Origin of the sequence: Salinivibrio sp. AR647 (assembly GCF_001995415.1) — a bacterium.
Classification (GTDB): Bacteria; Pseudomonadota; Gammaproteobacteria; order Enterobacterales; family Vibrionaceae; genus Salinivibrio; species Salinivibrio costicola.
This window is the reverse complement of sequence record NZ_MUFE01000006.1, coordinates 187013-209142: the sequence shown is the minus strand read 5'-3', so window position 1 is coordinate 209142 and position 22130 is coordinate 187013. Positions and strand designations below refer to the sequence as shown.

Annotated in this window: 21 protein-coding genes; 10 read left to right on the top strand and 11 right to left on the bottom strand. The window is 49.0% G+C overall.

The genetic code is table 11. The annotated features are described in order from the left end of the window. Positions 1–163: 163 nt before the first annotated feature. Positions 164–1504 (top strand): ABC1 kinase family protein, encoded by a 1341-nt coding sequence (locus tag BZG76_RS09655; protein WP_077461163.1) that lies wholly within the window; start codon positions 164–166, stop codon positions 1502–1504. Between the two features lie 32 nt (positions 1505–1536). Here BZG76_RS09655 and BZG76_RS09650 read toward each other — a convergent pair whose 3' ends face one another. Further along, a complete protein-coding gene (locus BZG76_RS09650) occupies positions 1537–2478 on the bottom strand; it encodes a Gfo/Idh/MocA family protein (protein ID WP_077461162.1) in 942 nt (313 codons plus the stop codon). Between BZG76_RS09650 and BZG76_RS09645 the strand changes: the two genes are divergently transcribed. Then, positions 2477–2944 carry a DUF3392 domain-containing protein gene (locus BZG76_RS09645; protein WP_241824075.1) on the top strand — a complete coding sequence of 156 codons (468 nt, stop codon included), beginning with the start codon at positions 2477–2479 and terminating at the stop codon, positions 2942–2944. The two genes, BZG76_RS09650 and BZG76_RS09645, sit on opposite strands and share 2 nt — an antisense overlap. 140 nt (positions 2945–3084) lie before the next feature. Continuing rightward, positions 3085–4356 (top strand): DASH family cryptochrome, encoded by a 1272-nt coding sequence (locus BZG76_RS09640; RefSeq protein ID WP_077461161.1) that lies wholly within the window; start codon positions 3085–3087, stop codon positions 4354–4356. Between the two features lie 74 nt (positions 4357–4430). Here BZG76_RS09640 and BZG76_RS09635 read toward each other — a convergent pair whose 3' ends face one another. The 3 genes from BZG76_RS09635 to BZG76_RS09625 all read right to left on the bottom strand — a co-directional run bounded on the left by BZG76_RS09635 (position 4431) and on the right by BZG76_RS09625 (position 7719). Further along, positions 4431–5078: an esterase/lipase family protein gene (locus BZG76_RS09635; protein ID WP_077461160.1), complete on the bottom strand. Its 648-nt coding sequence runs from the start codon at positions 5076–5078 to the stop codon at positions 4431–4433. 80 nt (positions 5079–5158) lie between these two features. Next, the gene (locus BZG76_RS09630; protein ID WP_077461159.1) at positions 5159–6475 is read right to left on the bottom strand and encodes a YjiH family protein; all 1317 of its coding nucleotides are present in this window, start codon (positions 6473–6475) and stop codon (positions 5159–5161) included. A 401-nt stretch (positions 6476–6876) separates the two neighbouring features. After that, positions 6877–7719 carry a hypothetical protein gene (locus tag BZG76_RS09625; RefSeq protein WP_077461158.1) on the bottom strand — a complete coding sequence of 281 codons (843 nt, stop codon included), beginning with the start codon at positions 7717–7719 and terminating at the stop codon, positions 6877–6879. 202 nt (positions 7720–7921) lie between these two features. Here BZG76_RS09625 and BZG76_RS09620 point away from each other — a divergent pair, with 202 nt between their 5' ends. Continuing rightward, complete coding sequence (locus BZG76_RS09620) at positions 7922–8257, top strand: HI1450 family dsDNA-mimic protein (protein ID WP_021024513.1); 336 nt, start codon at positions 7922–7924, stop codon at positions 8255–8257. Between the two features lie 111 nt (positions 8258–8368). On the opposite strand, the gene emrD is transcribed toward BZG76_RS09620, so the two are convergent. The 5 genes from emrD to BZG76_RS09595 form a co-directional block, all read right to left on the bottom strand. Then, entirely contained in the window at positions 8369–9580 is a 1212-nt protein-coding gene (emrD, locus tag BZG76_RS09615; RefSeq protein WP_021023755.1) for a multidrug efflux MFS transporter EmrD, read from the bottom strand. Positions 9581–9771: 191 nt separating this feature from the next. Beyond that, positions 9772–10233, bottom strand: a complete 462-nt coding sequence (locus tag BZG76_RS09610) for a methyltransferase family protein (RefSeq protein ID WP_077461157.1) — start codon at positions 10231–10233, stop codon at positions 9772–9774. A gap of 105 nt (positions 10234–10338) precedes the next feature. Next, a complete protein-coding gene (locus BZG76_RS09605) occupies positions 10339–10944 on the bottom strand; it encodes a GTP cyclohydrolase II (RefSeq protein WP_021023753.1) in 606 nt (201 codons plus the stop codon). A gap of 141 nt (positions 10945–11085) precedes the next feature. Further along, positions 11086–11643 (bottom strand): sugar O-acetyltransferase, encoded by a 558-nt coding sequence (locus tag BZG76_RS09600; protein ID WP_077461156.1) that lies wholly within the window; start codon positions 11641–11643, stop codon positions 11086–11088. Between the two features lie 4 nt (positions 11644–11647). Further along, complete coding sequence (locus BZG76_RS09595) at positions 11648–12922, bottom strand: patatin-like phospholipase family protein (RefSeq protein ID WP_241824073.1); 1275 nt, start codon at positions 12920–12922, stop codon at positions 11648–11650. Positions 12923–13720: 798 nt separating this feature from the next. On the opposite strand from BZG76_RS09595, the gene BZG76_RS09590 reads away from it, so the two are divergent. From BZG76_RS09590 to BZG76_RS09575, 5 genes are all read left to right on the top strand, one after another. Continuing rightward, positions 13721–15208, top strand: coding sequence for a sodium-dependent transporter (locus tag BZG76_RS09590; RefSeq protein WP_077461155.1), 1488 nt, complete (start codon positions 13721–13723; stop codon positions 15206–15208). Next, positions 15205–15306, top strand: coding sequence for a MetS family NSS transporter small subunit (locus tag BZG76_RS15260; RefSeq protein WP_021023748.1), 102 nt, complete (start codon positions 15205–15207; stop codon positions 15304–15306). Before BZG76_RS09590 ends, BZG76_RS15260 begins: the two co-directional genes overlap by 4 nt. Positions 15307–15502: 196 nt before the next feature. Next, the gene (locus tag BZG76_RS09585) at positions 15503–16222 is read left to right on the top strand and encodes a response regulator (RefSeq protein ID WP_021023747.1); all 720 of its coding nucleotides are present in this window, start codon (positions 15503–15505) and stop codon (positions 16220–16222) included. Beyond that, positions 16212–17660 (top strand): ATP-binding protein, encoded by a 1449-nt coding sequence (locus BZG76_RS09580; RefSeq protein WP_077461154.1) that lies wholly within the window; start codon positions 16212–16214, stop codon positions 17658–17660. The genes BZG76_RS09585 and BZG76_RS09580 overlap by 11 nt, the downstream gene beginning before the upstream one ends. After that, positions 17660–18925 carry an ABC transporter substrate-binding protein gene (locus BZG76_RS09575; protein WP_077461153.1) on the top strand — a complete coding sequence of 422 codons (1266 nt, stop codon included), beginning with the start codon at positions 17660–17662 and terminating at the stop codon, positions 18923–18925. The genes BZG76_RS09580 and BZG76_RS09575 overlap by 1 nt, the downstream gene beginning before the upstream one ends. A gap of 28 nt (positions 18926–18953) precedes the next feature. On the opposite strand, the gene BZG76_RS09570 is transcribed toward BZG76_RS09575, so the two are convergent. Continuing rightward, positions 18954–19694: a DeoR/GlpR family DNA-binding transcription regulator gene (locus BZG76_RS09570; protein ID WP_077461180.1), complete on the bottom strand. Its 741-nt coding sequence runs from the start codon at positions 19692–19694 to the stop codon at positions 18954–18956. Positions 19695–19740: 46 nt separating this feature from the next. Further along, entirely contained in the window at positions 19741–20508 is a 768-nt protein-coding gene (locus BZG76_RS09565; RefSeq protein WP_077461152.1) for a glycerophosphodiester phosphodiesterase family protein, read from the bottom strand. A 277-nt stretch (positions 20509–20785) separates the two neighbouring features. Here BZG76_RS09565 and ugpB point away from each other — a divergent pair, with 277 nt between their 5' ends. Next, positions 20786–22090, top strand: coding sequence for a sn-glycerol-3-phosphate ABC transporter substrate-binding protein UgpB (ugpB, locus tag BZG76_RS09560; RefSeq protein ID WP_077461151.1), 1305 nt, complete (start codon positions 20786–20788; stop codon positions 22088–22090). Positions 22091–22130 lie beyond the last annotated feature (40 nt).

Below are 22130 nucleotides of genomic sequence, written 5' to 3'. Positions count from 1 at the left end.
GTTAGATCACACTACAAATCGGATGATGGTATATTGAACAACCCGGGAAGCTTATACCTTACTGGGTGGAAGCGTAGGAACAAACAATGTTGGAATGTCCAACCAAAACCCCCAACCAAACCATTCCTCGGTTTATACCGTACATTTAGTGGGTGATAAGGAGATGGTTATGAAAAGCAGCAAGGTTCCGCATGGTAAATGGTCTCGTTTTGGGGCGTTGGCTTCAATAGCCGGGCGAGTGGCGTCGAATGTTGCGTGGGAAGGCACGAAGCAGTTTGCGCAGGGAAATCGGCCAAGTCGTAAAGATTTGGTGATGTCACCGGCCAATATTGCCCACGTGGCCGATAAATTGGCAGATTTACGCGGCGCGGCGATGAAGGTGGGTCAACTGTTGTCGATGGATGCGGGCGATTTGATCCCGCCAGAGCTCAGCGATCTGCTCGCGCGGTTGCGTAATCATGCCACGCCCATGCCGCCAAAACAGCTTAAAGCCGTGCTTAACGAACAATGGGGCGACAATTGGCAAGCAGAATTTACCCATTTTCGCTTCTCTCCCATCGCGTCAGCTTCCATTGGTCAAGTGCACGAAGCGTATACCGATGCCGGTGACAAAGTGGCAGTGAAAGTACAATATCCACGCATCAAAGACAGCATTGATAGCGATGTCGACAATGTCATCACTCTGCTGCGTTTGAGTGGCCTTATCCCCAAAGAGGCGAACTACCAAGCTTTGCTCGATGAAGCCAAGCAACAGTTGCATGACGAAGCCGATTACCTGAAAGAAGCGCAGTCGCTTATCCGGTTTGGTACCCATTTAAAAGACGCTGACGGCTTAGTGGTGCCTAAGGTATATGCAGCCCTTACCTCGGATCGCATTCTAACCATGAGTTATATGGCGGGTGAACCCATTGAGCAGCTTGACTGTGCTTCAGAAGCGGTACGCCAGCGGGTGGTAAGTCGTTTGTTCCAATTGCTGTTTGAAGAGGTGTTTATGTTTGGGGAGGTGCAAACCGATCCGAACTTCGCTAACTACTTGTATCAGCCAGACACGGGCCGCGTGGTATTGCTCGATTTTGGCGCCACGCGTCAGTATGCACCGACGTTTACCGATGGCTATCGCAAGCTGTTTTTGGCGGCGATAGAAAAAGATAATGCAGGGATTGAAGCGGCGCTGACTCAGATTGGCTTTTTTGCTGAGCATATTTTACCCGAGCAAAAGGCCAGCGTGCTTGAGCTGGTGAACACCGCTTGTGAGCCCATTGCTGCCGATGCGCCATTTGCGTTTGGGCAAGCAGACTTAGCCACGCGCTTACGTAATCGCGGCGTCGCCTTGAGTATGGAGCAAGGCTATTGGCATACGCCGCCGGCCGATGCGTTGTTTTTGCATCGTAAAATTGCGGGCTTGTATTTACTGGCCGCGAAGTTGGATGTCACCTTAAATGTGCGTGCATTGTTAATGCCCTATTTAACCGGCGAGCCACAAACTGAGACAGCGCAAGTTTAATCCTGCTGCGCGACGGGAACGGCATGTTCGATTTAGTCACTATCGCGCAATGCGTCGCAGTACACCACAAGATCGTCGGCGGTCCAATGGGTTGAGACGTTACGCTGAGTCAGTGAGGTTTCAACCCAGCCTGCGCTGACCACCTCAAACCAGTGAGTTAGCATTGCCTCAAATCCTTTGCTCGCCTGCATACCGGTCCAATCTGGGAGGCTAAGTTGAGTGATCACGTTGTCTTGCATGCGTTCGCCTCGGGTAAAGCCATCAAAAAAATAGCACTCATTACGATACGCAGCGGCAATGGTTTCTTTGGTGGCACCGTATTGGCGATTCATGCTGGCTTCAAACAAGCTATTATCACGGTGCCAGCGCACATCTAATCGGCCGAGTAACCCTTCACCAAATTGCGCGAACACGTCTAAATCATCAATACTCATGTCGCCATGTACATTAATACTGTCGAGCGGATGAATAAAGTCATCAAAAATAAAGCGGCGTGGTGCATCAGGCAGCGCATGGCGGTGTTTTTCCCAGCGCAACGATAACAACGGTGTGCCTAACTCATCTTCCGGACGCTGATCGTTCAGGTGGGTGTTTAACAGTGGCAAATAACGGCGATTAAACCCGACAAACAACGGCGTTTGGTGTTGCTCAGCCAAGTTAAATAAGGTTTCAACGTCTGCGCCTGAAGGGGCAACGGGTTTATCAACAAATACCGGCACGCCAGCTTCGAGGCAGGGACGAATCAAGGCCGCATGCGAGTCGGTCGCGCTATGGATCATCACCCCATCCACACCAAGCGCCAAGCATTCATGGATGTCGGTGGCCGTGTTCGTCACCCGATATTGATGTGCGAGCGCAGCCAACTTTTGGCTATCACGGCTACACAAGACCCAATCTAATCCTGGCCAGTTGGCCAATAAGGGTAGATACGCTTTCTGGGCAATGTCGCCAAGCCCGATCGATGCGATCTTCATGCTTTCTCCTTACGTCGTGCGCGCCAGCTGTAGCCCAACCGGATGCGGCCCAACCGAGTGCCGCCTCAGTCAGCGCTGGAAGTCGCCAGCAGAAATCAGTAACCTAGCCGCATTCTACACAGTGTTTATCATTATGAATATTTTAATCTCTTGGCTCTCTCAGGCCGGTGCGTGGTTAACGCCTTGGCTAAATGATATTGCGATGGCTATTGTCGCGTCGCTTTTGGTGGTGTTTGGTAATGACATTAACCGTACCCTACGCCGTTTATTAACCGGACACCATTTTATTGTTCGTACTCTGGTATTTGTGGCAATCAATGCTTTTGGTTACGGCGCTTTCATTATAGCGGTGTCGCCGTGGCTTGCGGGTAAAATGCGTGGATGGCCTGATCATTGGCTGTTTGCCGGCTTAGTGGCGACCTTTATCTTTATCGGGATGTGGGCGCAGCGTCAGCGCCAAATCTAACCGCCCGATAGCCCAGCCCCCTTCCCTGCGATGCCCGATCATCCACTTTATCGTATGGCTGTTTAATTACTAAGCAGCCATACTGTGTAAGCAATCCGATACTGGTATCACAGCGTATTGGTGACAAAAAGGAGATTGGTATGCAACGTGGACTCATGTGGTTTCGCCACGACCTTCGAATACACGACAATCCTGCGCTCGCTAATTTGGCCTCAAGCTGTGACACGCTGACCTGTGTGTTTGTGATTGATCCGAGCTGGTCACGTGCAGATCATTTTCAAAGCAAGCATTTGGGCCCTCAGCGCGAGGCATTTTTGTGGCAAAGCTTAACGGAGCTGCACCGCGCCTTAGATGCCATGGGGCAAAAGCTGATTATTCGTACGGGCAACCCGCTGGAAGTGGTGGCGAACCTTTGTATGGATCATGAGTTTGATCTGATTGGCGTCACCGACCATCCTGGTACGCGTGAGCGCCATCAGGTAGACACCTTAGTCAGCCGCTTTCCGCAGCGGGTGGTGGTGTCCGATGCGCATACGCTGTTTACACAACACCAGTTGCCGTTTGATTTACCTGATATCCCGCCAACGTTTACGCAGTTTCGTAAAGCGGTCGAAAAGAAAGGGATCCAACCGCGATTACCCTTGCCGGTGCCTGAGTCATTACCGGCGCCCTTGGCTGGCATGACATCTGAGCCGGCACCACTGTCCGACCGTCGCATTTCCCCGTATCAAGGCGGTGAAATTGCCGGCCGCGCCCAATTGAATCATTTCTTATGGGATACGCACCGGGTCCAGCGTTATAAAGAAACGCGTAATGGTCTTGATGGGTGGGCGTTTTCTTCGCGTTTATCGGCTTGGCTGGCCAACGGCTGCTTGTCGGTACGTTGGGCGGCAGCGGAGTTAAACCGCTATGAGCGCAATGTCGAGCAGAATGAATCGACCTATTGGTTGTATTTTGAGTTGTTATGGCGCGAATATTTTCAGTGGATGCTGTATCACTACGGTGCGCGCTTTTTCCGCTTTAAAGGTATCGCCAATAAACGTCCTCTAACCACGTTTTATGCTGAAGCCTTTATGGCATGGCGCGAAGGCAGTACCGATTTCCCGATTGTGAATGCCGCCATGCGTCAGTTAAAACACACTGGGTGGATCTCTAACCGTAGTCGCCAGTTAGTCGCCAGCTGTTTAATTCACGAGCTTGGGATCGATTGGCGTTATGGCGCGGCGTATTTTGAGCAGCAGCTGATTGATTTTGATGTGGCGGCCAACTATGGCAATTGGCAATATTTGGCGGGTGTAGGGGCTGATCCCCGCGGCAGCCGCCGATTTAATCTCGACAAGCAAGCCGCGCAATACGATCCTGATGGCAGCTTTGTCGCCAAATGGCTAACCAATGAAGAGCCCTTGTATTGATGGTGAGGATAATCCGATACTACTCACTTATCTACCAAGTTACCCATTCATCTACCCAGTAAAACGTCGTTCGCTTAGTCCCTCGGCTCGCCGGCTTTTTCGCAGGCGGGTCGATAGCTCTCAATAATCGCGCTCACTTTATCGCTCACCCGGCGTGAGAATAGTAAGGCAATGTGGGTAACCGGGTACACATCGTGGCTAGTCATGCCTTCGATTTTTGTTTCTTCGACCAACACGGTGCCATCACAGACTTGTTTTTTTAACAGCATAGCCGCGGGGCCGAAGGGACAATCTCCGGCGAGGCTGTGTAACGGTGGCAAGTCGACCCAAGGGGTAACGGTATCTGGGATCAACAGGTGCTCACTACGTTGAAATAACCAGCCGCCCCACCCAAGGTCACCAAATAAACGAGCAAGTTGGGCACCTTGGTGCGGAGTCCCTAAGGTGATCACCGCACGAACGTTTATCGTGCCCGACGAGAGGCGCTCGGTTTGACGCTCAAGGTAGCGTCGAATAATCAGCCCACCCATTGAGTGACCAATAAGAATGGCGGGCGCTTGGCCAATAAACGCATCAATTTTAGCGTTTATCTCATCGAAGTCTGGGTTCAAGGTGTTATACGAAAGGTTCAGCACCTGATGGCCCTGTTTTTCCAGCCGCTCACACAGGGGGATCAAAAAGATGCCGTGCATGTATAAGCCGTGCAATGTCACAATTTTCATCCCGTCTCCCTTTTTAAAAAAAACGCCTCACCCTTCATCGAGTGAGACGTCATTGTGTTTTACTCGCGCGCTATCATCCGTTAGAAAATCAAATGGGCGATACCTGCAACAACGGGAAGCGTCACCAGGGTACGCAAAATAAAGATCACAAACAGCTCCCACAGTTTTACTGGAATCTTACTGCCGAGCAAGAGTGCACCTACTTCGGAGATATAAATCAGCTGAGTGACCGACACGGTTGCAATCACAAAGCGGGTCATTTCGCTTTCAATGTCTGCCGCAAGAATAGCCGGGATAAACATATCAGCAAAACCGATCACCATGGTCTCGGACGCCTTCACCGCATCAGGAATGTGCAGCAATTCAAGCAGTGGTACAAAAGGTGCGCCAAGAATACTAAAGACCTCGGTATATTCTGCGACCATCAGTGCCGCGGTTCCGATTGCCATCACCACAGGCAAGACACCGAGTACCATGTCGACAGCGTTTTGGGCGCCCTCTTTGAGCACGCTGTTCACCGAGCGGATTTTCTCGGCACGGTTGAGGGCACAATGCAGGCCATAGCTTAACGTAGAATACCCTTCTGGTAATGTTTCCTCGTCACCTTGTCGCTCTGAGTTATCGATTAACGCATCTTTTTTCCAGCATAAAGGAGGCAAACGTGGCACCACTATTGCCGCCGCAATCCCTGCTAAACATACAGTGAGATAGAACCAGGTAAACATATGCATCAAATTAACTTGTGCAATCACCACTAAGCTAAAACTGATCGATACCGCTGAGAAGGTAGTGCCGACAACCGCCGCTTCTCGCTGGGTGTAAAAGCCCTGCTCATACTGTTTACTGGTCATCAAAATGCCGACACTACCGTCGCCCAACCAAGACGCCGCACAATCAACGGCCGAGCGCCCCGGCAAACCAAACAGTGGGCGCATGACTTTGGTGAACACCGCGCCCAACAACTCCAATAAACCAAAGCTGGTTAGCAGTGGTAACAATAAACCGGCAAAAATGAATACCGAAAGCAAGGTAGGCAGCAATTCATTAAGCACAAACGCCCCGGTGGTTTCGCCCATGATCACTGGCGTACCGATCCCATAAAACGCCATGATGACAAAAACAGCGCCAAATATACGAGTTGCCAACCAAATGGGGGTTACGTTGAATAAGCCATTAAGGAAGCCATGACGTGTGATCACGGCAGGTTTGGTCAAGGTAACCAATACTGAAACAACGGCACTCAACACCACTAAGGCAGTGACGACCGCGGTTGCACTATTACCTAACAAGTCCAACACAGTGCTGGCCATCACCGCAATAGGGATAGTGACACTGTCGCCGAAAGTAATGGGTGTCATGAAAAACAGCAACCCAAGCAGCGATGGGATCGCGAACATCAGAATATTTCTCGTCGAAGGTGCCTTCTTGGAGAGTGTGTCAGTTTTTTGCATACGTCTGAATCCTGAATTTTTATTTATCTCACAGCGAAAACCAACCACTTTGGCGATTAATTATTCACTCACTGTGACTGACTGGCATGCAGATTATCGAATCACACATAGGATGTAAATAACTATTTAGTCATAAATACTGAATAAATACATCGTAAAAGTCGATTCGCCATGCCATTTTCTGGTTTCATAGTTCAACAAACTCTCTTTTGTGAAAAGTTTGTTACACCGTTTTATTGACCAAGATCAGATTCTGTTACTCATTTGTAGGGTATGAGATGGGTTAGCTCACAGAATAAGCCTAAATATAATCAACCGATAAGGCGCAAACTTGCCTTCAATGCCTGTTAACCAATTTTAAAGTCAATACGGGCATATTCTTTGATCAACCAATCACCAAAGTCATTGAGGAGGGTCATAACAGCACGTTTTTTTACAGGTTTGCGTTCTAGTAGTATAAAAAGTCGCTCAATTGCGGTTTTCTGGGCAGGATAATGTTTGATAAATGCGTCGGCACACTCTTCTAATGACTCACTCCAACGTGATTCTTTATGCATAACTAACCCAAATGCGGCGCGTATTAAAGTATCGGCGATCGATTGTGCGACGTTGAGCTGGGTATTCCAAGTTGTCGCGGCGGTCACCTTTTGCTTGGCGCGCGCAAGCTTTTCCGATACGTCTGGATTCATGGCTTTTGCCACTTCCCAACTGGCTTCGAACAAGCCAAAACTAAGAGAGAGATCTTGTCCATACAGGCAAATCGCTCTGTGCTTAAAAAAGAAGCCCCAATGGAAGACTTGCGACAGATCGCTAACATGTGACACTGTCACTATATCGATATGGCAATCACTGATCACTTTGCTATGGCTGGTTTTCAATCGCCACAACAAGGTATTTAACGCATTAGATTGATCAAGCGTTAACGCCTGTTGGCACACAACGGTCAGTGATAACACCGTTTCTTTGACGACCGCACGGCGCCAGACAATATCGCCACTGATATACACACCGTGAAGCCGCTTGCCAAGCAGAGCACGCAGCTGTTTCACCGCTTTGATCATCACGGGAATAAATTCAGATTGGAATGGCGCACGCCGATCGGGCTCGGGTAAATACGCGGTTCGAGATTGCAACTGAGTCACGACTTTTACACACGGTTGAACAGGCGCGCTATTGTTGGTCATCTGCATTAACAAATCAACGCTCTAACAACGGTTCTGCTTCAATTTTAGTCAGTCTCTGTGATAATCACCAGAGTGGTTCTATGTGCATGGTTTAGGGGGTGCCATACGAATCTCTAGAGCCATGCCCCACTCTTGGCGTTTTTGATAGCTGAGATGCCACCTTGCGCATGTTATAGTGCGACCATGCACACCCCAACGAGAGATAATTATGACGCAACACAACCTGCTTAACTTAGAGGATATAATCGAGACCGCGTTTGATATTTTTGCCGAAATGGCCCCCGACAACTTGGAGCATGACGATTTGCTGCTTTTTGAATCTCGGTTTGAAGACGAAGGCGGTGCGATTGTGGTCGAGGTTAACAGTGACTGGCCTGAACACGTGGGCGCTGATATAGATTTATCTCAGTGTGCAGAAGTGCAAATTGGACTGGCCGGCGACGAAGTGCTTAAACCTGTATTCGCGCGCATGCTGATTAGCCGCGATATCGATAATAAATTCTGCCATATGCTGTGGAACCGAAACGGAAAGCAGTTGCATTAATGTCCTTACACTTATCTTGAGGCTCTCAAGCGCATTCAAACTTAGCCGTAACGGCAGCCCTTTCACTGCCGTTGTTGTCGGTTTTGCGGGTAATCACGATATTCTGACCGATTAATGCGCGGTGAGCGAAGCGTGATCATCGCCATGAGTTTCTGCGTGATAGCTGATGAATAGCCCGATCGTCGCGAGTGTGCCGAGTATCAGCATGATTGCCCCCAGAGAGAGTTGACTTGCCACGCCCAACTGACTTGCCACCAAGGTGACTACCCCTGCCAAAAGGTTTTGTGTACCGCCTAAAATCGCGCCGGCGGTTCCGGCATGATGAGGGAACGGGCTAATTGCACCGGTGCTTGCCGCGGGAAACAGAATGCCTGCTCCGGCAAAGTAAACACAGCCACCGCCAATCAATGCATAAAGTGACACCTCACCCATTAGGCCAGGTAAGGTGATCAATCCTGCCCCCATCAGAGCGAGGACGCTGCCCAGTGCCAACGTGGCATAATAGCCCAGGCTGTCGGCGAATCGGCTAGATAGTCCCGCCCCCACTAAGTAAGCAGGAAGTGGTACCACAAAAAGCAAACTAATCATACGCGGTGATAACGCCATGGTATCGGACATAATCACACCTGCCGCTGCTTCAAACAGAGAGACACCGGCAAACACAGTCACGAGGCAAAGCAGATAGCCTCTAAAGCGACGTGAGCCCATGACATGGCGGTAACGTGTACCAAAGTGACCGGGTTGACGTGACTCACGTGGCAATGTTTCGGTAAATCGCAGCGTCATGATCGCATACACGGCAATGCCTAGTAGGAGCAAGAAAAAGTAGCTCGCGCGCCAGTTTAATGCTTCGGTTAAAAATCCCCCGAGTAGCGGCGCAAGTAAGGGAGAGAAAATCAGTCCCATACTGACAAGGCTATTAGCGCGGTGCAGTTTAGCACCAGAAAAACAGTCTCGCGGGAGTGTACGCGCCATGGCGCCGCCACAGCCAATGCCAGCACCTTGAACGACGCTGCCAATCAAAAAACCGTTAAATGAGCTCACCAGTAAGGTTACGCCTGTACCCACTAAAAATAGTACCAGGCCGGCCAATATCACGGGTTTACGCCCTACTCGGTCAGACACGGCACCATAAATGAACTGCGATAATCCGTACGGAATCAAATAACAGGCCATGACTGCTTGTAACCGTGACGGTGACACCGCAAAGTCCGTCGCCATCACGCCAATAGAAGGTACATACATGGTTTGGGTCATTTGCCCAACCGCTGCCAACATCACGATCAATAGCAATAGCTTGCCCATAGGCATTGCCGAGGACATACCAACACTCCTAAAAATTATTATGCGAAATAAACATTGAAAAACGAAACAAGATTGAGGTTAAGGACATAACCTCCGAGAACACCTTGTTTACGGTGAGCGAATGATAGGCTTTGCAGGCAAGGTAAGCAATCGACGTTTAGCGTCACCACCCCGATTCTTTGTTATATTAAAGATTAGTTTATCTAATCCTAAATCCAGCGACGCACCTGTGCTTTGTAGGCTTCAAATTCATCGGGCCATTGGCTCAACAAGCGATACTCTTCGGCAGGAATAAATGTGGCAGACAAGTAAGCCATAAAAGCAGGGATCATCCCCCAGCACCATAGCGCATTAAAGTAGAACCCGGCGGCAACAATGATCAATATCATCGCCAAGTACATTGGGTTACGGCTATAAGCGTAGATGCCTGTAGTGACCAGCGCGGAGGGGGCTTGTAGCGGATCGACAGTGGTGTGATGACGATGAAACGCCCATTTTGCCGCCAGCAATAGCCCTAAGGCAACGACAAACGGTGCAATCGCCCAGCTGGGGCTGCCTAGCTTAATATCAAAAGGAAAGTAATACGTTAATGCAAGCCCGCCGCCAATTGCCGCTAACATGGCAACGGGAGGTAAAGGGGGAAAGAGATAACGCCAAGCCGGTACACGCATAACWCGTCCTTGAGTGATGACTGATATAATAGCGAAACTCTAACCAAAAAAGGCAGCCACTGTCACTGCCTTTTTGACATATTACGAGGCGTTAACGCTTAATATTCAGTCTTGCTCAAGATTGAGACGATGCTTGCCGTGTTCGATCTTGGCTTTCAGATAATTACGGTTACCATCTTTAAGGTGGGCTTTGGTGCCAATCACTTCTTTTAAGGTGATACCTGCGGCTTGTAATTCTTCGATTTTTTTCGGGTTATTGGTCACTAAGCGGATGCAATCAATATTAAGCGCTTTGAGCATTTGCGCCGCTTCGGTAAACTCTCGCAGATCGTCAGCAAAGCCAAGGTGATTGTTGGCTTCGTAAGTTGTCATGCCTTCGCTTTGTAACTTATAGGCGTCTAACTTATTGTACAGACCAATTCCTCGTCCTTCTTGACGGAGGTACAAAATAATCCCGCCATCTTCACCCATTTTATGGATAGTTTCTTCTAGTTGTTCGCCGCAATCACAGCGTGAGGAGTGAAAGACATCGCCGGTTAGGCACTCAGAGTGCATACGTACTAGCGGTGGATTAGCCGTGTGATCGGCCTGCTTAAAGATCAGCGCGACGTGCTCTTGTTCGGATTGTAATCCATGGAAGGAAAGGATCTCTGCGGGGATCTCGCTTCCCACCCCGACTTTCAACGGCACTCGGGCCCTAACTTTAACCATTATGCGTTTATCTCTTACTGCTGATACCCGATTCAGGGCGCTAACATTACTACACCCACGATCGGATGCCAATGAGAAGATGTTATAATATAACACAAAAGGGTTATGTTATAACATTATATATTCAGATATTGAGTGTGTTTATTGTAACCGGCGCACCACAACGGCAGGATTACCCGCGACAATAGAGAAAGGCTCAATGTCTGTATCCACGACAGATCCTGCTTCAATCACGACCCCCTCACCGATTGCAATGCCCGCTTTAATCACCGTATTGCCTTCAATAATGACGTTGTTACCAATAATCACATCTTGAGAAGACTCACACTCACCACAGGCAATATCTAGCGGTAATACGCGATGGCGGGTGGTATAGATCCCAACGTTCGGGCCAATGCTGACATTATCGCCAACGCTGACATGCGCGCCATCTAGAATCGTGCAATTGGGCCCGACACTGACATTACTGCCGATACTAATGTTCATACCGTAATGACAAAAGAAGGGCGCATCGATTTCGACGTTGTCACCGATATGCGCAAACAGTTTAGTGGTGACCACATTTAAGCTGGAGGCATCCTCTGGATCCAGTCGATTAAATTGTTGGCACAGTCGGCGCGCCGCATAACGAAACAACGTCAGTTCCTCATCGGCAGGACAGTACGGCAAGCCTCGCTGCATTTTTTCAAATTCCGTCATCCACCTATCCTTGATGCGGCATGGGAGCCGAGGTCGACTCAAACTCTGAGTTATCGACCGATGACAAAGCCACCAGCGCATCGCCATATTGATCTAGAAACTGATTGCCCAATGTTAGGCCCAATTGATAATCCGCCTCCAAGGCTTCAGATTTGCTCAACAACGCACTGCTTTGCAGCGGCTCATTCGGCGCAATTTGTAGCACTTGCGCACGCGCAGGTGGGTTGGCCAAAAACTGTAGCTCACTTTGATAGCTTTGATAGTGGGTGGTGAACATTTTCAGCATGTCGGTACTGAGTGGCTTACCCGATAGCGATTGTAGCCGATAAATGGTGTCACCACCGAACAGCCAGCGTCCGCCATTTTGCATCGCCTTCTCTCTCATACTGTCTTTCACTCGACTGACCCACTGCTCTCGGCTCGACTTATAGCGTTCCGATAACTCTCCTAACTGCTTACTCAGCTCTTTTTGAAAGGTTTCAAACCGCGCTAGTCGATATTTTTCTTCAAAGTTAGTGAGGTAATCCGCGATTTTAAATTGGGGTTTGTGGGTTTCAAATCGTGCTCGCAGTGTTTCAAGAAAGCGACCGCTATCATCGACGCGTTTTTCCTGTTCTACATCAGGCTCTGTACGGATCACCACAATGATATCCGCGCCGCGCGCAAACGCTTCTTTTACGGGGATTGCAGCAGTTACGCCACCATCGACGTACCGATGTTCGTTGATATTAACCGGGTGTGGATACAACAGTGGAATGGCACAGGTTGCCTTAAGCGCATCAGGCCAATTATCTTCTGATAGCGAGAAAAAGGCAGGTTTCAAGATATCGACATCGGTTGCACACGCATAAGCATATCGATTTTGCAGGTGACGACGTGCCGTCTCCATATCCAATGCCGTCTCTTTTCCGGGTAGCGCGGTCTCTAGTGCCCAATCAAGATCCATATGATGCTGACGCCGCACATACTTCATTAAGTGGAAGAAGCGTTCTTGGGTCGTCAGCTGGGTAATAAATCGGTAGCCATATTGGTATTGTTGGCAGACATACGCGCTCATATTGAGCGCCCCAGCGGACGTACCATAATAGTGCTCGAACGGATCAAAGTGGCGAGTCAAAAATGCGTCGATGACACCCGCCGTAAAAATACCGCGCTGCCCACCTCCTTGCAGGACCAAGGAAATTCTTTGCGGTCGCGAAGGCTGGCTCTTATTTAAACCGATAGCCTGCGTATCGGCCGCAAACATCTTAGGTTGTACGGCTTGCTTGCTGTCTACCACACTCGCCCCTTACGAGCACACTCACGTTATGCATCTGTTTTTATTGAACGATGCCGCATAGTCTAACGCGTCGTATAACGCTGCGCTAGCGCTTACCCCGTTAAGGATGAGTGAGCGTGTTTCAGTAAGCATCTAACCTGACACTTATCTACATTGTTCACTTTTACCCCATCACTGCCACCGCAGCGAAGGTAAATATCATGCCTAGCGCACAACCTGCGGTGATTAACGCGTAGCCCAATGTGGTGTTCATCGCCTGAATCCTTACTGTTTACGTTTTTAATTTTGTTACCGGGTTAGCTGGTTCGCTAATTAGCTCACCAACAGTATAAAACCTGCTTAAGTGTGCGCCTTTATGGGCTGCAATTCTGCTATCAGGATCATGTTTCATCACGCTGTGGCACAATAAAAGCGCTTGTTAATGCTGTTTTTTTCGTCAATTAACATGCACCACCAAATAACCATGAATCACCACCTATTGACAAAAAAGATAGTTCTTTTCACTAGAGAACAACAAAATTTTATCATCAACAACTGTCAAAGCGTCATTATTGCAGGTTAACCCCCATCTTTTTGCTAACTTGTTGGTTTTAAGGCTATTGATTTAGTCTCTTGCTGTGCTTAATGTGCAATGACTGCCCGCTTTAGATAAAAAAATCAACATTCGGGCAACAGGACGTTAAAAATCAATATTGCGGGAATGTGCTATTTCTTTCATATCGGCCAAAAAACGCAGCATCACAACACTGCGGGCTTGGATAAGCGCAAGAAGGGCAATTCGCAAAGGAGTAAGTAGATATGCAAAGAGAACAATGGGGCTCACGGGCTGGGTTTATCCTCGCTGCCGTTGGGTCAGCAGTCGGCCTAGGGAATATTTGGCGATTCCCCTATATGGCGTATGAGAACGGTGGCGGTGCCTTTTTTATCCCTTACCTTTTCGCCATGCTCACTGCCGGTATTCCATTTATGATCATGGAGTTTGGTTTAGGGAAAAAATTACGTGGCTCATCGCCCGTGGTTTTCTCAAAACTCAACACCAAGTTTGAGTGGCTCGGTTGGTTCCAAGTCTTGATTGCGGCAACGATTGGGATCTACTATGTCGCGGTCATTGGTTGGGCCATTTCGTACTTTGGCTTCTCATTTGGACAAGATTGGGGCACAGATACCAACGCCTTCTTCTTTTCAGATTACCTAAAGCTGGGTGAAAACTCGCCCACTAACTTGGGTGATTGGCAATGGCATATTGCGATTCCGATGATCATTGCGTGGGCAATCACGTTTGCTGCCGTATTCCGTGGCGTAAAAGGCGGGATCGAAAAGGCGAGCAAAATCATGATGCCACTGTTGTTTATCATGGTGCTGCTGCTAATTGGCCGTGTGGTGATGTTACCGGGCGCGCTTGATGGGCTTAACTACTTGTTTTCGCCAGACTTTAGCAAACTGACAGATGCCAGTGTTTGGTCCGCGGCTTACGGGCAAATTTTCTTCACTCTCTCTGTCGGCTTTGCCATCATGCTCGCTTACTCAAGCTATTTACCTGAGAAATCGGATGTGAATAATAACGCCTTAATGACGGTGTTGATTAACTGCGGCTTTTCGATTGTCGCGGGTGTGTTGATCTTCTCTATTCTCGGCTACATGGCCGCCGAACAGAGTAAGGGCATCACTGACGTCGTCAGCGGTGGTGTCGGCTTGGCCTTTGTCACTTTGCCAGCCGCAATTAATCTGTTGCCTATCCCTTATATTTTGGGTCCCTTGTTCTTCTTAGCGCTGGTGGTGGCAGGCTTAAGCTCGCATATCTCGATCATCGAGGCGGTTACATCATCGATCATGGATAAGTTGAATGTCACACGTCAAAAAGCGGCAATCGCGGTTTGTGGTGTGGGCTTTGTGGTCTCAATGGCGTTTGCTACCAACGGTGGCTTGTTGCTGCTTGACTTAGTCGACTACTTTGTCAACAACGTTGCATTGTTAACCAGCTGCTTGCTTGAACTAATTGTCGTAGGCTGGCTAGTGAAACTGTCTGACATCCGTCAATACGTGAATCGCGTATCTGAATTTAATGTGGGACAGTGGATGGAAATTTGTATCCGCTTTATCAGCCCGATTATGCTGGCCGTGATCTTGGTGAAAAACCTGATTGATACCTTTAACGACGGCTATGGTGGCTATGCGCAGTTCGAGCTATTAACCCTCGGTTGGGGCTTGGTGGCAGCCATGCTGGTTGTTGGCATTATTGTTAACAGCACAACCACACCCGCTCGTGACATGGAGACAGACGCATGACAACAGGTGCAATCGTAATGATGCTTATCGGTTTAGCGGTAACATGGGGCGGTGCCGCTCTGTGTATTCGTAAAGCGATGCAAAGTAATAGTGAATAAAATATGTGAAGCGCCTGCTGCAAGTAGGCGCTGTTTTGACAACACAAACACGCCTAACAGCCCTCAAGCTCGATATCGCTTGGGGGCTTTTTATTAGTCGCTGATTAATTACACAAACTGCGGGGTTGTTTCTAGCATCTTAGCCACAAAGCACCGATAATGGACCGATCAAAATAGCAACGAGGACAAAAGCACTATGGCTTCAGCCAAACGCATCTTGGTGGTGGATGACGATGTTGAGATTCGTGAACTTCTTCAGGCTTATCTGGCGAAAGCCGGTTATGACGTAGTCACCGCGCAAAATGGTCATGAGATGCAATCTAAGCTGGCCGTGCAGTATCCCGACTTAATTCTTTTAGACGTCATGCTTCCGGGTGATGACGGCTTTACCTTATGTAAACGTATCCGCAAAGACTCGGGTGTCCCCATCATTATGCTCACGGCGGTGTCGGACGAGACGGATCAAATTGTCGGGCTTGAATTGGGCGCGGATGATTACATTGCAAAACCCTTTAGCCCTCGCCAACTGATTGCACGTATTCGCGCGTTACTGCGCCGTACTCAACAGTTACAAGAAACAACTTTATCACGCCCAAAAGCAATCCGCTTTGGTCAGTGGCGTCTTGAGCCAGCTACGCAGCAGCTGCATCATGTTGTCACTGGGATGGAAATCGAGCTGTCTGCCTCTGACTATGCACTGCTCATGCTCTTTATCGATCACCCGCACCAGCTATTGGATCGTAACGCCATTAGTCAGGCAACACGCGGGCGAGATGCCCAAGCGCAAGAGCGTGGTATTGATGTTCAAGTCAGCCGTCTGCGTCAACGCTTACGCGATACCAGTAAAGCGAACCTAATTAAAACGGTACGTGGTGCAGGTTATATGTTTGTTGCCGAGATCCAGTATGAATCATGAATGGCTCGAAAAACTGATCCCACGCTCTCTGCTTTCCAGAACACTGCTGTTAACGCTACTATCGGTGGTGTTGGCACAAGGGATTGCGACATCAATCTGGTATACTCAGTCGAAGCGAACCCAGCTAGAGGGATTAGAATCCGCATCGGCGAGTTTAGCCAACATGTTTGCATCGACCACCACCTTTTTTCAGTCTTTACCCGTGGCGTATCGTCATGTCGCATTGAATCAGTTGCGTAATATGGGTGGCACGCGGTTTTTTGTTTCATTCAATAAAGAAAAAATTCACATCACGCCGATCGAAGACACGCAAGCCAAACAGGTTGCTATCGATACCGTATCAGGCATTCTTCATCAACAACTACCGGCGTTAAACACCATCGAGGTTGATTTTTCTCGCCCTGAAACATTGCGGGTGCTGAATAACGATATTTTGTTGCAAGATTTACCCAAGTCTTGGGCACATCACACCTTAAGCTTAGAGCCACTCAATCCACCTATTCTGGTGGTGCAAATGGAGCTTAAAACCGGTGAATGGGTTTATATCGCTGCCCTACTTCCTGCGCCCTATGTGACTCTCGACGATACGCTGATCACCGCCGATCAAGTGGTCTTTATCGTGGTCATTACCGCTTTGCTGCTATTTTTTACCTACATCTTAATTCGTCAACAAGCTCGGCCGCTAAAGCGATTAGCAAAGGCCGCTAATTTATTCAGTACTGACATTGAGCAACCCCCGCTTAAAGAAGAAGGCGCGGCTGAAATTGCGATTGTGACCCGAGCTTTCAACCGGATGCAGCGACGCTTACAACGCCATCTACGCGAGCGGGAAACCCTTTTTCGCTCGATGTCGCATGATTTAAAAACCCCTATTACGCGGTTACGCCTGCGCGCGGAGCTGATCGACGATGAGGTACAAACGGCAAAATTAAATAAAGACTTGGACGATCTTGAAATGATGGTGAAAGGCGCGGTTCAAACCGTGCGTGATACCGATATTCACGAGAATATGGCCGCGATTGATGTGATCGACTTTTTAGCGATGATTGTTGAACCCCACAACCAAACCAGAATGCGGGTGCAGATTGAAAGCGATGCCGTGCCGCCATTTACCTGTAAACCGCTCGCGTTTAAACGTTGCCTATCCAATTTAATTGATAACGGGGTTAAGTATGGCGAAAAAGTAACCATTTATGTGATGGACGCGACGCACACCTTAGATATCACCTTGATCGATGAAGGCCCTGGTATTCCAGAAGAAGCACTCACGTCAGTGTTCGATCCCTATGTGCGCTTGCATGATGACAGTGACGGCTCGGGCTTAGGCCTTGGGATCGCCAGAGATATCATTCATGCCCATGGTGGTGATATGGTGCTCAGTAATCATCGTGAGGGTGGATTACAAGTTGATATCAGTTTCCCGCGGGTAGAAGAATAATGCGTCGAACAACACGATTTTTATCGGGTGCGCTGCTTGCGTACAGTTTGTTAGCCTACAGCGTTAGCGCCGCTGCAAGCAAGGTTGAAGTGCTTCACTGGTGGACCTCAGCCGGAGAGGCCAAAGCCGCCTCGGTATTACGTCAGGGCATGGAGCGACAAGGCTATCAATGGCAAGATTTTGCGGTAGGAGGTCGCGCTGGGATCAGTGCGATGAATACACTGAGAATTCGTGCGATTAGTGGCAATCCACCTTTGGCCGCACAAATCAAAGGCCCAGAGATCACGGAGTGGGCGAGACTCGGTTTTTTGCGTAATCTTAATAATATTGCTGATGCCGAGCAGTGGGAAGCCAAGATCCCTGCGCCACTTCGAGATGTGATGCAGTATCAAGGCAATTACGTCGCCGCGCCCATTAATATCCACCGAGTAAATTGGCTATGGATTAACTTACGTGCGTTTGAGGCCGCGGATGCTGATATCCCGACCGACTTTGATAGCTTTTTTACTGCGGCAGATAAACTTAAGCAGGCAGGCTATGTTCCCCTTGCCCTGGGCGGAGAGCCCTGGCAAGTGGCGACGCTGTTTGACAGCTTGGCCCTGTCCGTCATGGGACCACAACTTTATCAGCGGGCGTTTCTTAATTTCGAACGCAACGCATTACTGAGTGACGGCGTCATTGAAGCGTTCCATTTACTCGCCAAAATGCGCAAATATGTCGATGACAAGGGTCAAGGCCGAAACTGGAGCGATACCACGCAGCTGCTGATTAATAATCAAGCAGGCATGCAAGTAATGGGAGATTGGGCGAAAGGTGAATTTTTTGCAGCTAATCAGCAAGAAGGCAAGGCGTTTACCTGTGTTGCCGTCCCTGGCACTAAACACGCGTTTAGCTATAACGTCGACAGCTTTGTGTTTTTTAAACCCAACAATGAAAACGAGCGGCAAAGCCAGGCGGCTATAGCGTCGTATTTATTGACACCGCAATTTCAACGCGATTTTAATCGTTATAAAGGCTCTTTGCCGATTCGATTTGATGTGCCATTGCCTGAGGATGATCATTGCGCCCACGCATCGCGCGATGCGTTTCTTTATGCGCAAGAACACGGCACCTTAAGTCCGAGTATGTCACATGGACTGTCGACCACACGCTATGTGCAAAGTGCCATTTTTGATGTGATTGACGAGTTTTTCTACGACCCGAAGCAAACCCCGCGTGAGGCCGCAGAAGCACTCTATCGGGCGATCTTATCGGCGCAAGCATGATCACACCTTGCGGTCTAACTCGCCATGATTAAGACGCACAAGGAACAAAGGCAATGTCACTGGCAAGCTCAGTATGATCGGTGAACACATAGTCAAATTGCTTGAGCGTTTTCACTTTCACCGGCGCACTGCGCTGCCATTTTGAACCATCAGCCACCAGCCAACGCGCAGTAGCGGCTTCCAACATGGTGTCACTGACATCGGCTTCATCCGGGGAAAACTCGCAGGCCCACCCTTCTTCACTCACCGCCGCACAACCAATAATGGCAATATCGGCTTGAAAGCGGGATAAAAACTGAATCACCGAATGGCCCACCATATCTTGATCGTTGGCCCGTAACTTTCCGCCGGCCAGCCAAATTTCTAGGTCAGAATTAGCGCCGAGAATGTGGGCGATTTGTACGTTGTTGGTTATCACCCGAAGATCACGTCGGGTGAGTAGCTGTTCGGCAATCGCCGAGACGGTCGTGCCAATGCCCAACATCACGGTGGCCCCGTCAGGAATACGCTCGGCAACAGCCTGCGCAATCGCAGTTTTAATCCCACGATGGCGTTCAAGCCGACGCTGATAGTCACTGTTTGCCTGTGCGGAGGGCATATTGATCCCACCATGATGACGACGGGCGAGTCCCAACGCACAAAGCTGATTAATATCGCGACGGATAGTCTGCGTAGTCACGGAAAAATGCGCGGCCAAGTGGTCAGTTTCTAAATGTTCGACATCGGCTAATTGGCTGAGAATATCTCGCTGTCGCCAGTTTAATCCCAAATCGTTAGTCACCAACACTCCCTCCTTATTTTTCAATTTGTCGATATCAACTTATCGATAAATAACGCTCAGGGGCGTCGGTGATCATCATGTCCACGCCCCACTCCCATAAAGGTACCACGGCGTGCGGATCGTTAGGGGTGTAACACTTCAATGCTAAACCTGAATCTTTAACGGATTTTGCTTTCTCTTGGGTGAGGTGGCGATAGTTACAGTGAATGCTAAGTGTGGCTAAATCGCGAAACTCATGCCAATTGTCAGGGATGGTTTCCCATAAAATCGCCCGGGCGAGGCTCGGTTTTTGATCGCGACAATGCCGCAACGCATCCAAAGAAAAAGACGAGATTAAGACCTGCCGCTCATTCACAGGGCTTGTCGATAAACAATCAAATACCGCGTCGCATAATGCAGCAATATCGGTATCGGCATAGGTTTTTATCTCAAGGTTAAGGTGCAGATCATCGTGATGAACTTGTGCCAATACGGCCGCTAATGTCGGCACTCGTTGTTGAGCAAAGTCAGCTGAAAAGTGGCTTCCCGCATCCAATTGCTGTAAATCGACTAAGGCGGTGTCTTTCAACGCCCCTTTCCCATTCGTGCACCGGGATAACGTTTGATCATGAAAGACTACAGGAATGCCGTCTTGAGTTAATTGCACATCCACTTCCACCCAACTTAAGCCGAGTTCACGCACGCGGGCGATCGACGCTAAAGTATTTTCAGGCGCTTGAGCGGCGACGCCCCGGTGACCACATAATTTCTGAGGTGATACCGGAGTAGATGATAAAACTGACTTCTCGGGCTCGGTTTTCATATGAACATCTCTTTATCTTAAATAAATCTATTGTAAGCCAACCAGGACTTCATTTCCCCCCGTTAAAGGTGACAGATTTGTTACATTGCTACTACCTTTTATTTCATGCTTTTCATTGATAAAACACGCTTTAATTAACATTTTTTTCACGACCAACGAGATCGAGGTCAAAAGTCATACAATTGTCATCTCCCTTTTCGGTGAGGTTCATATTATGTTCATTTTTGTTCATTAAGTTGCCAGATGAACATTACCCCATCCTCAAAAGGAGTGACGCATGAAAACCCAACGCTTAACCGCGCTTTCTTCGGCCTTGTTGTTGGCCTCGTTTTCCGCCAACGCTGCAACCGAAATTGAATGGTGGCACGCAATGGGCGGAAATCTCGGTGAAAAAGTGAATGAAATGGCCGAGAAGTTCAATGCCAGTCAGGACGACTACACAGTGAAGCCCGTTTATAAGGGCAACTATACCGAAACCATGACGGGGGCGGTCTCTGCCTTCCGCGCCAACAAACAACCTCATATCGTGCAAGTGTTTGAGGTAGGCACGGCGACCATGATGTCGGCAAAAGGCGCCATTTACCCAGTGTATGAGTTAATGCAAGACGCCAAAGTACCGTTCGACCAGTCTGATTATCTCTCTTCTGTGACCGGCTACTACTCAGACGAAAATGGCAACATGTTGTCTATGCCGTTTAACAGCTCAACACCGGTGCTTTATTACAACAAAGATTTGTTCGCCAAAGCGGGGGTGACACCACCTAAGACTTGGGAAGAGGTCGAGCAAGTATCCGAAAAGCTTCTCGCCAATGGCACCCAGTGTGGCTTCACCACCGGCTGGCAGTCTTGGGTACAAATCGAAAACCTCGGCGCACGTCATAATACCCCGATTGCCACTAATGATAACGGCTTTAGCAGTGTGGATAACGAAATGCTGATTAACCAATCACCTTTCGTTGATCACATTGCCAAAATGGCAGACTGGCAACAAGCTGGGATCTTTGAGTATGGCGGCCGTCGCTCTGACAGTGCACCACTTTTTTATAGTGGCGAGTGTGCCATGTATATGAACACTTCAGCGTCCTATGCGGGCGTGCGTGAGAGCGTGAAAGACTTTGAGTTTGGTGTTGCCAAGCTGCCTTACTGGGATAAAGCCGTTGAGCAGCCAAGAAATACGATTATTGGCGGCGCCACGCTTTGGGTTCTGCAAGGTCATGAATCAGAAGAGTACAAGGGCGTTGCTCAGTTCTTCTCGTTCTTATCAAAACCAGAGATCCAAGCTGATTGGCACCAATTTACTGGCTATCTGCCGATCACTCACGGTGCGTATGAGCTAAGTAAAAAGCAAGGCTTTTACGCTAAGAACCCGGGGACAGATGTCGCGATTAATCAGATGACAGAAGTGGAGCCCACCCCTGCATCGAAAGGTATTCGTTTGGGTAACTTCGTGCAAATTCGCGATGTGATCAACGAAGAGCTTGAAACTGTCTGGTCGGGCGATAAGTCAGCGCAAGAAGCGTTGGATGAGGCCGTTGAACGTGCGAACGGATTGCTCGCTAAGTTTGCTAAAGCAAACAAATAATTACGCCTTGTATTATGGAGCGGTGCGCTGAGCCCGCTCT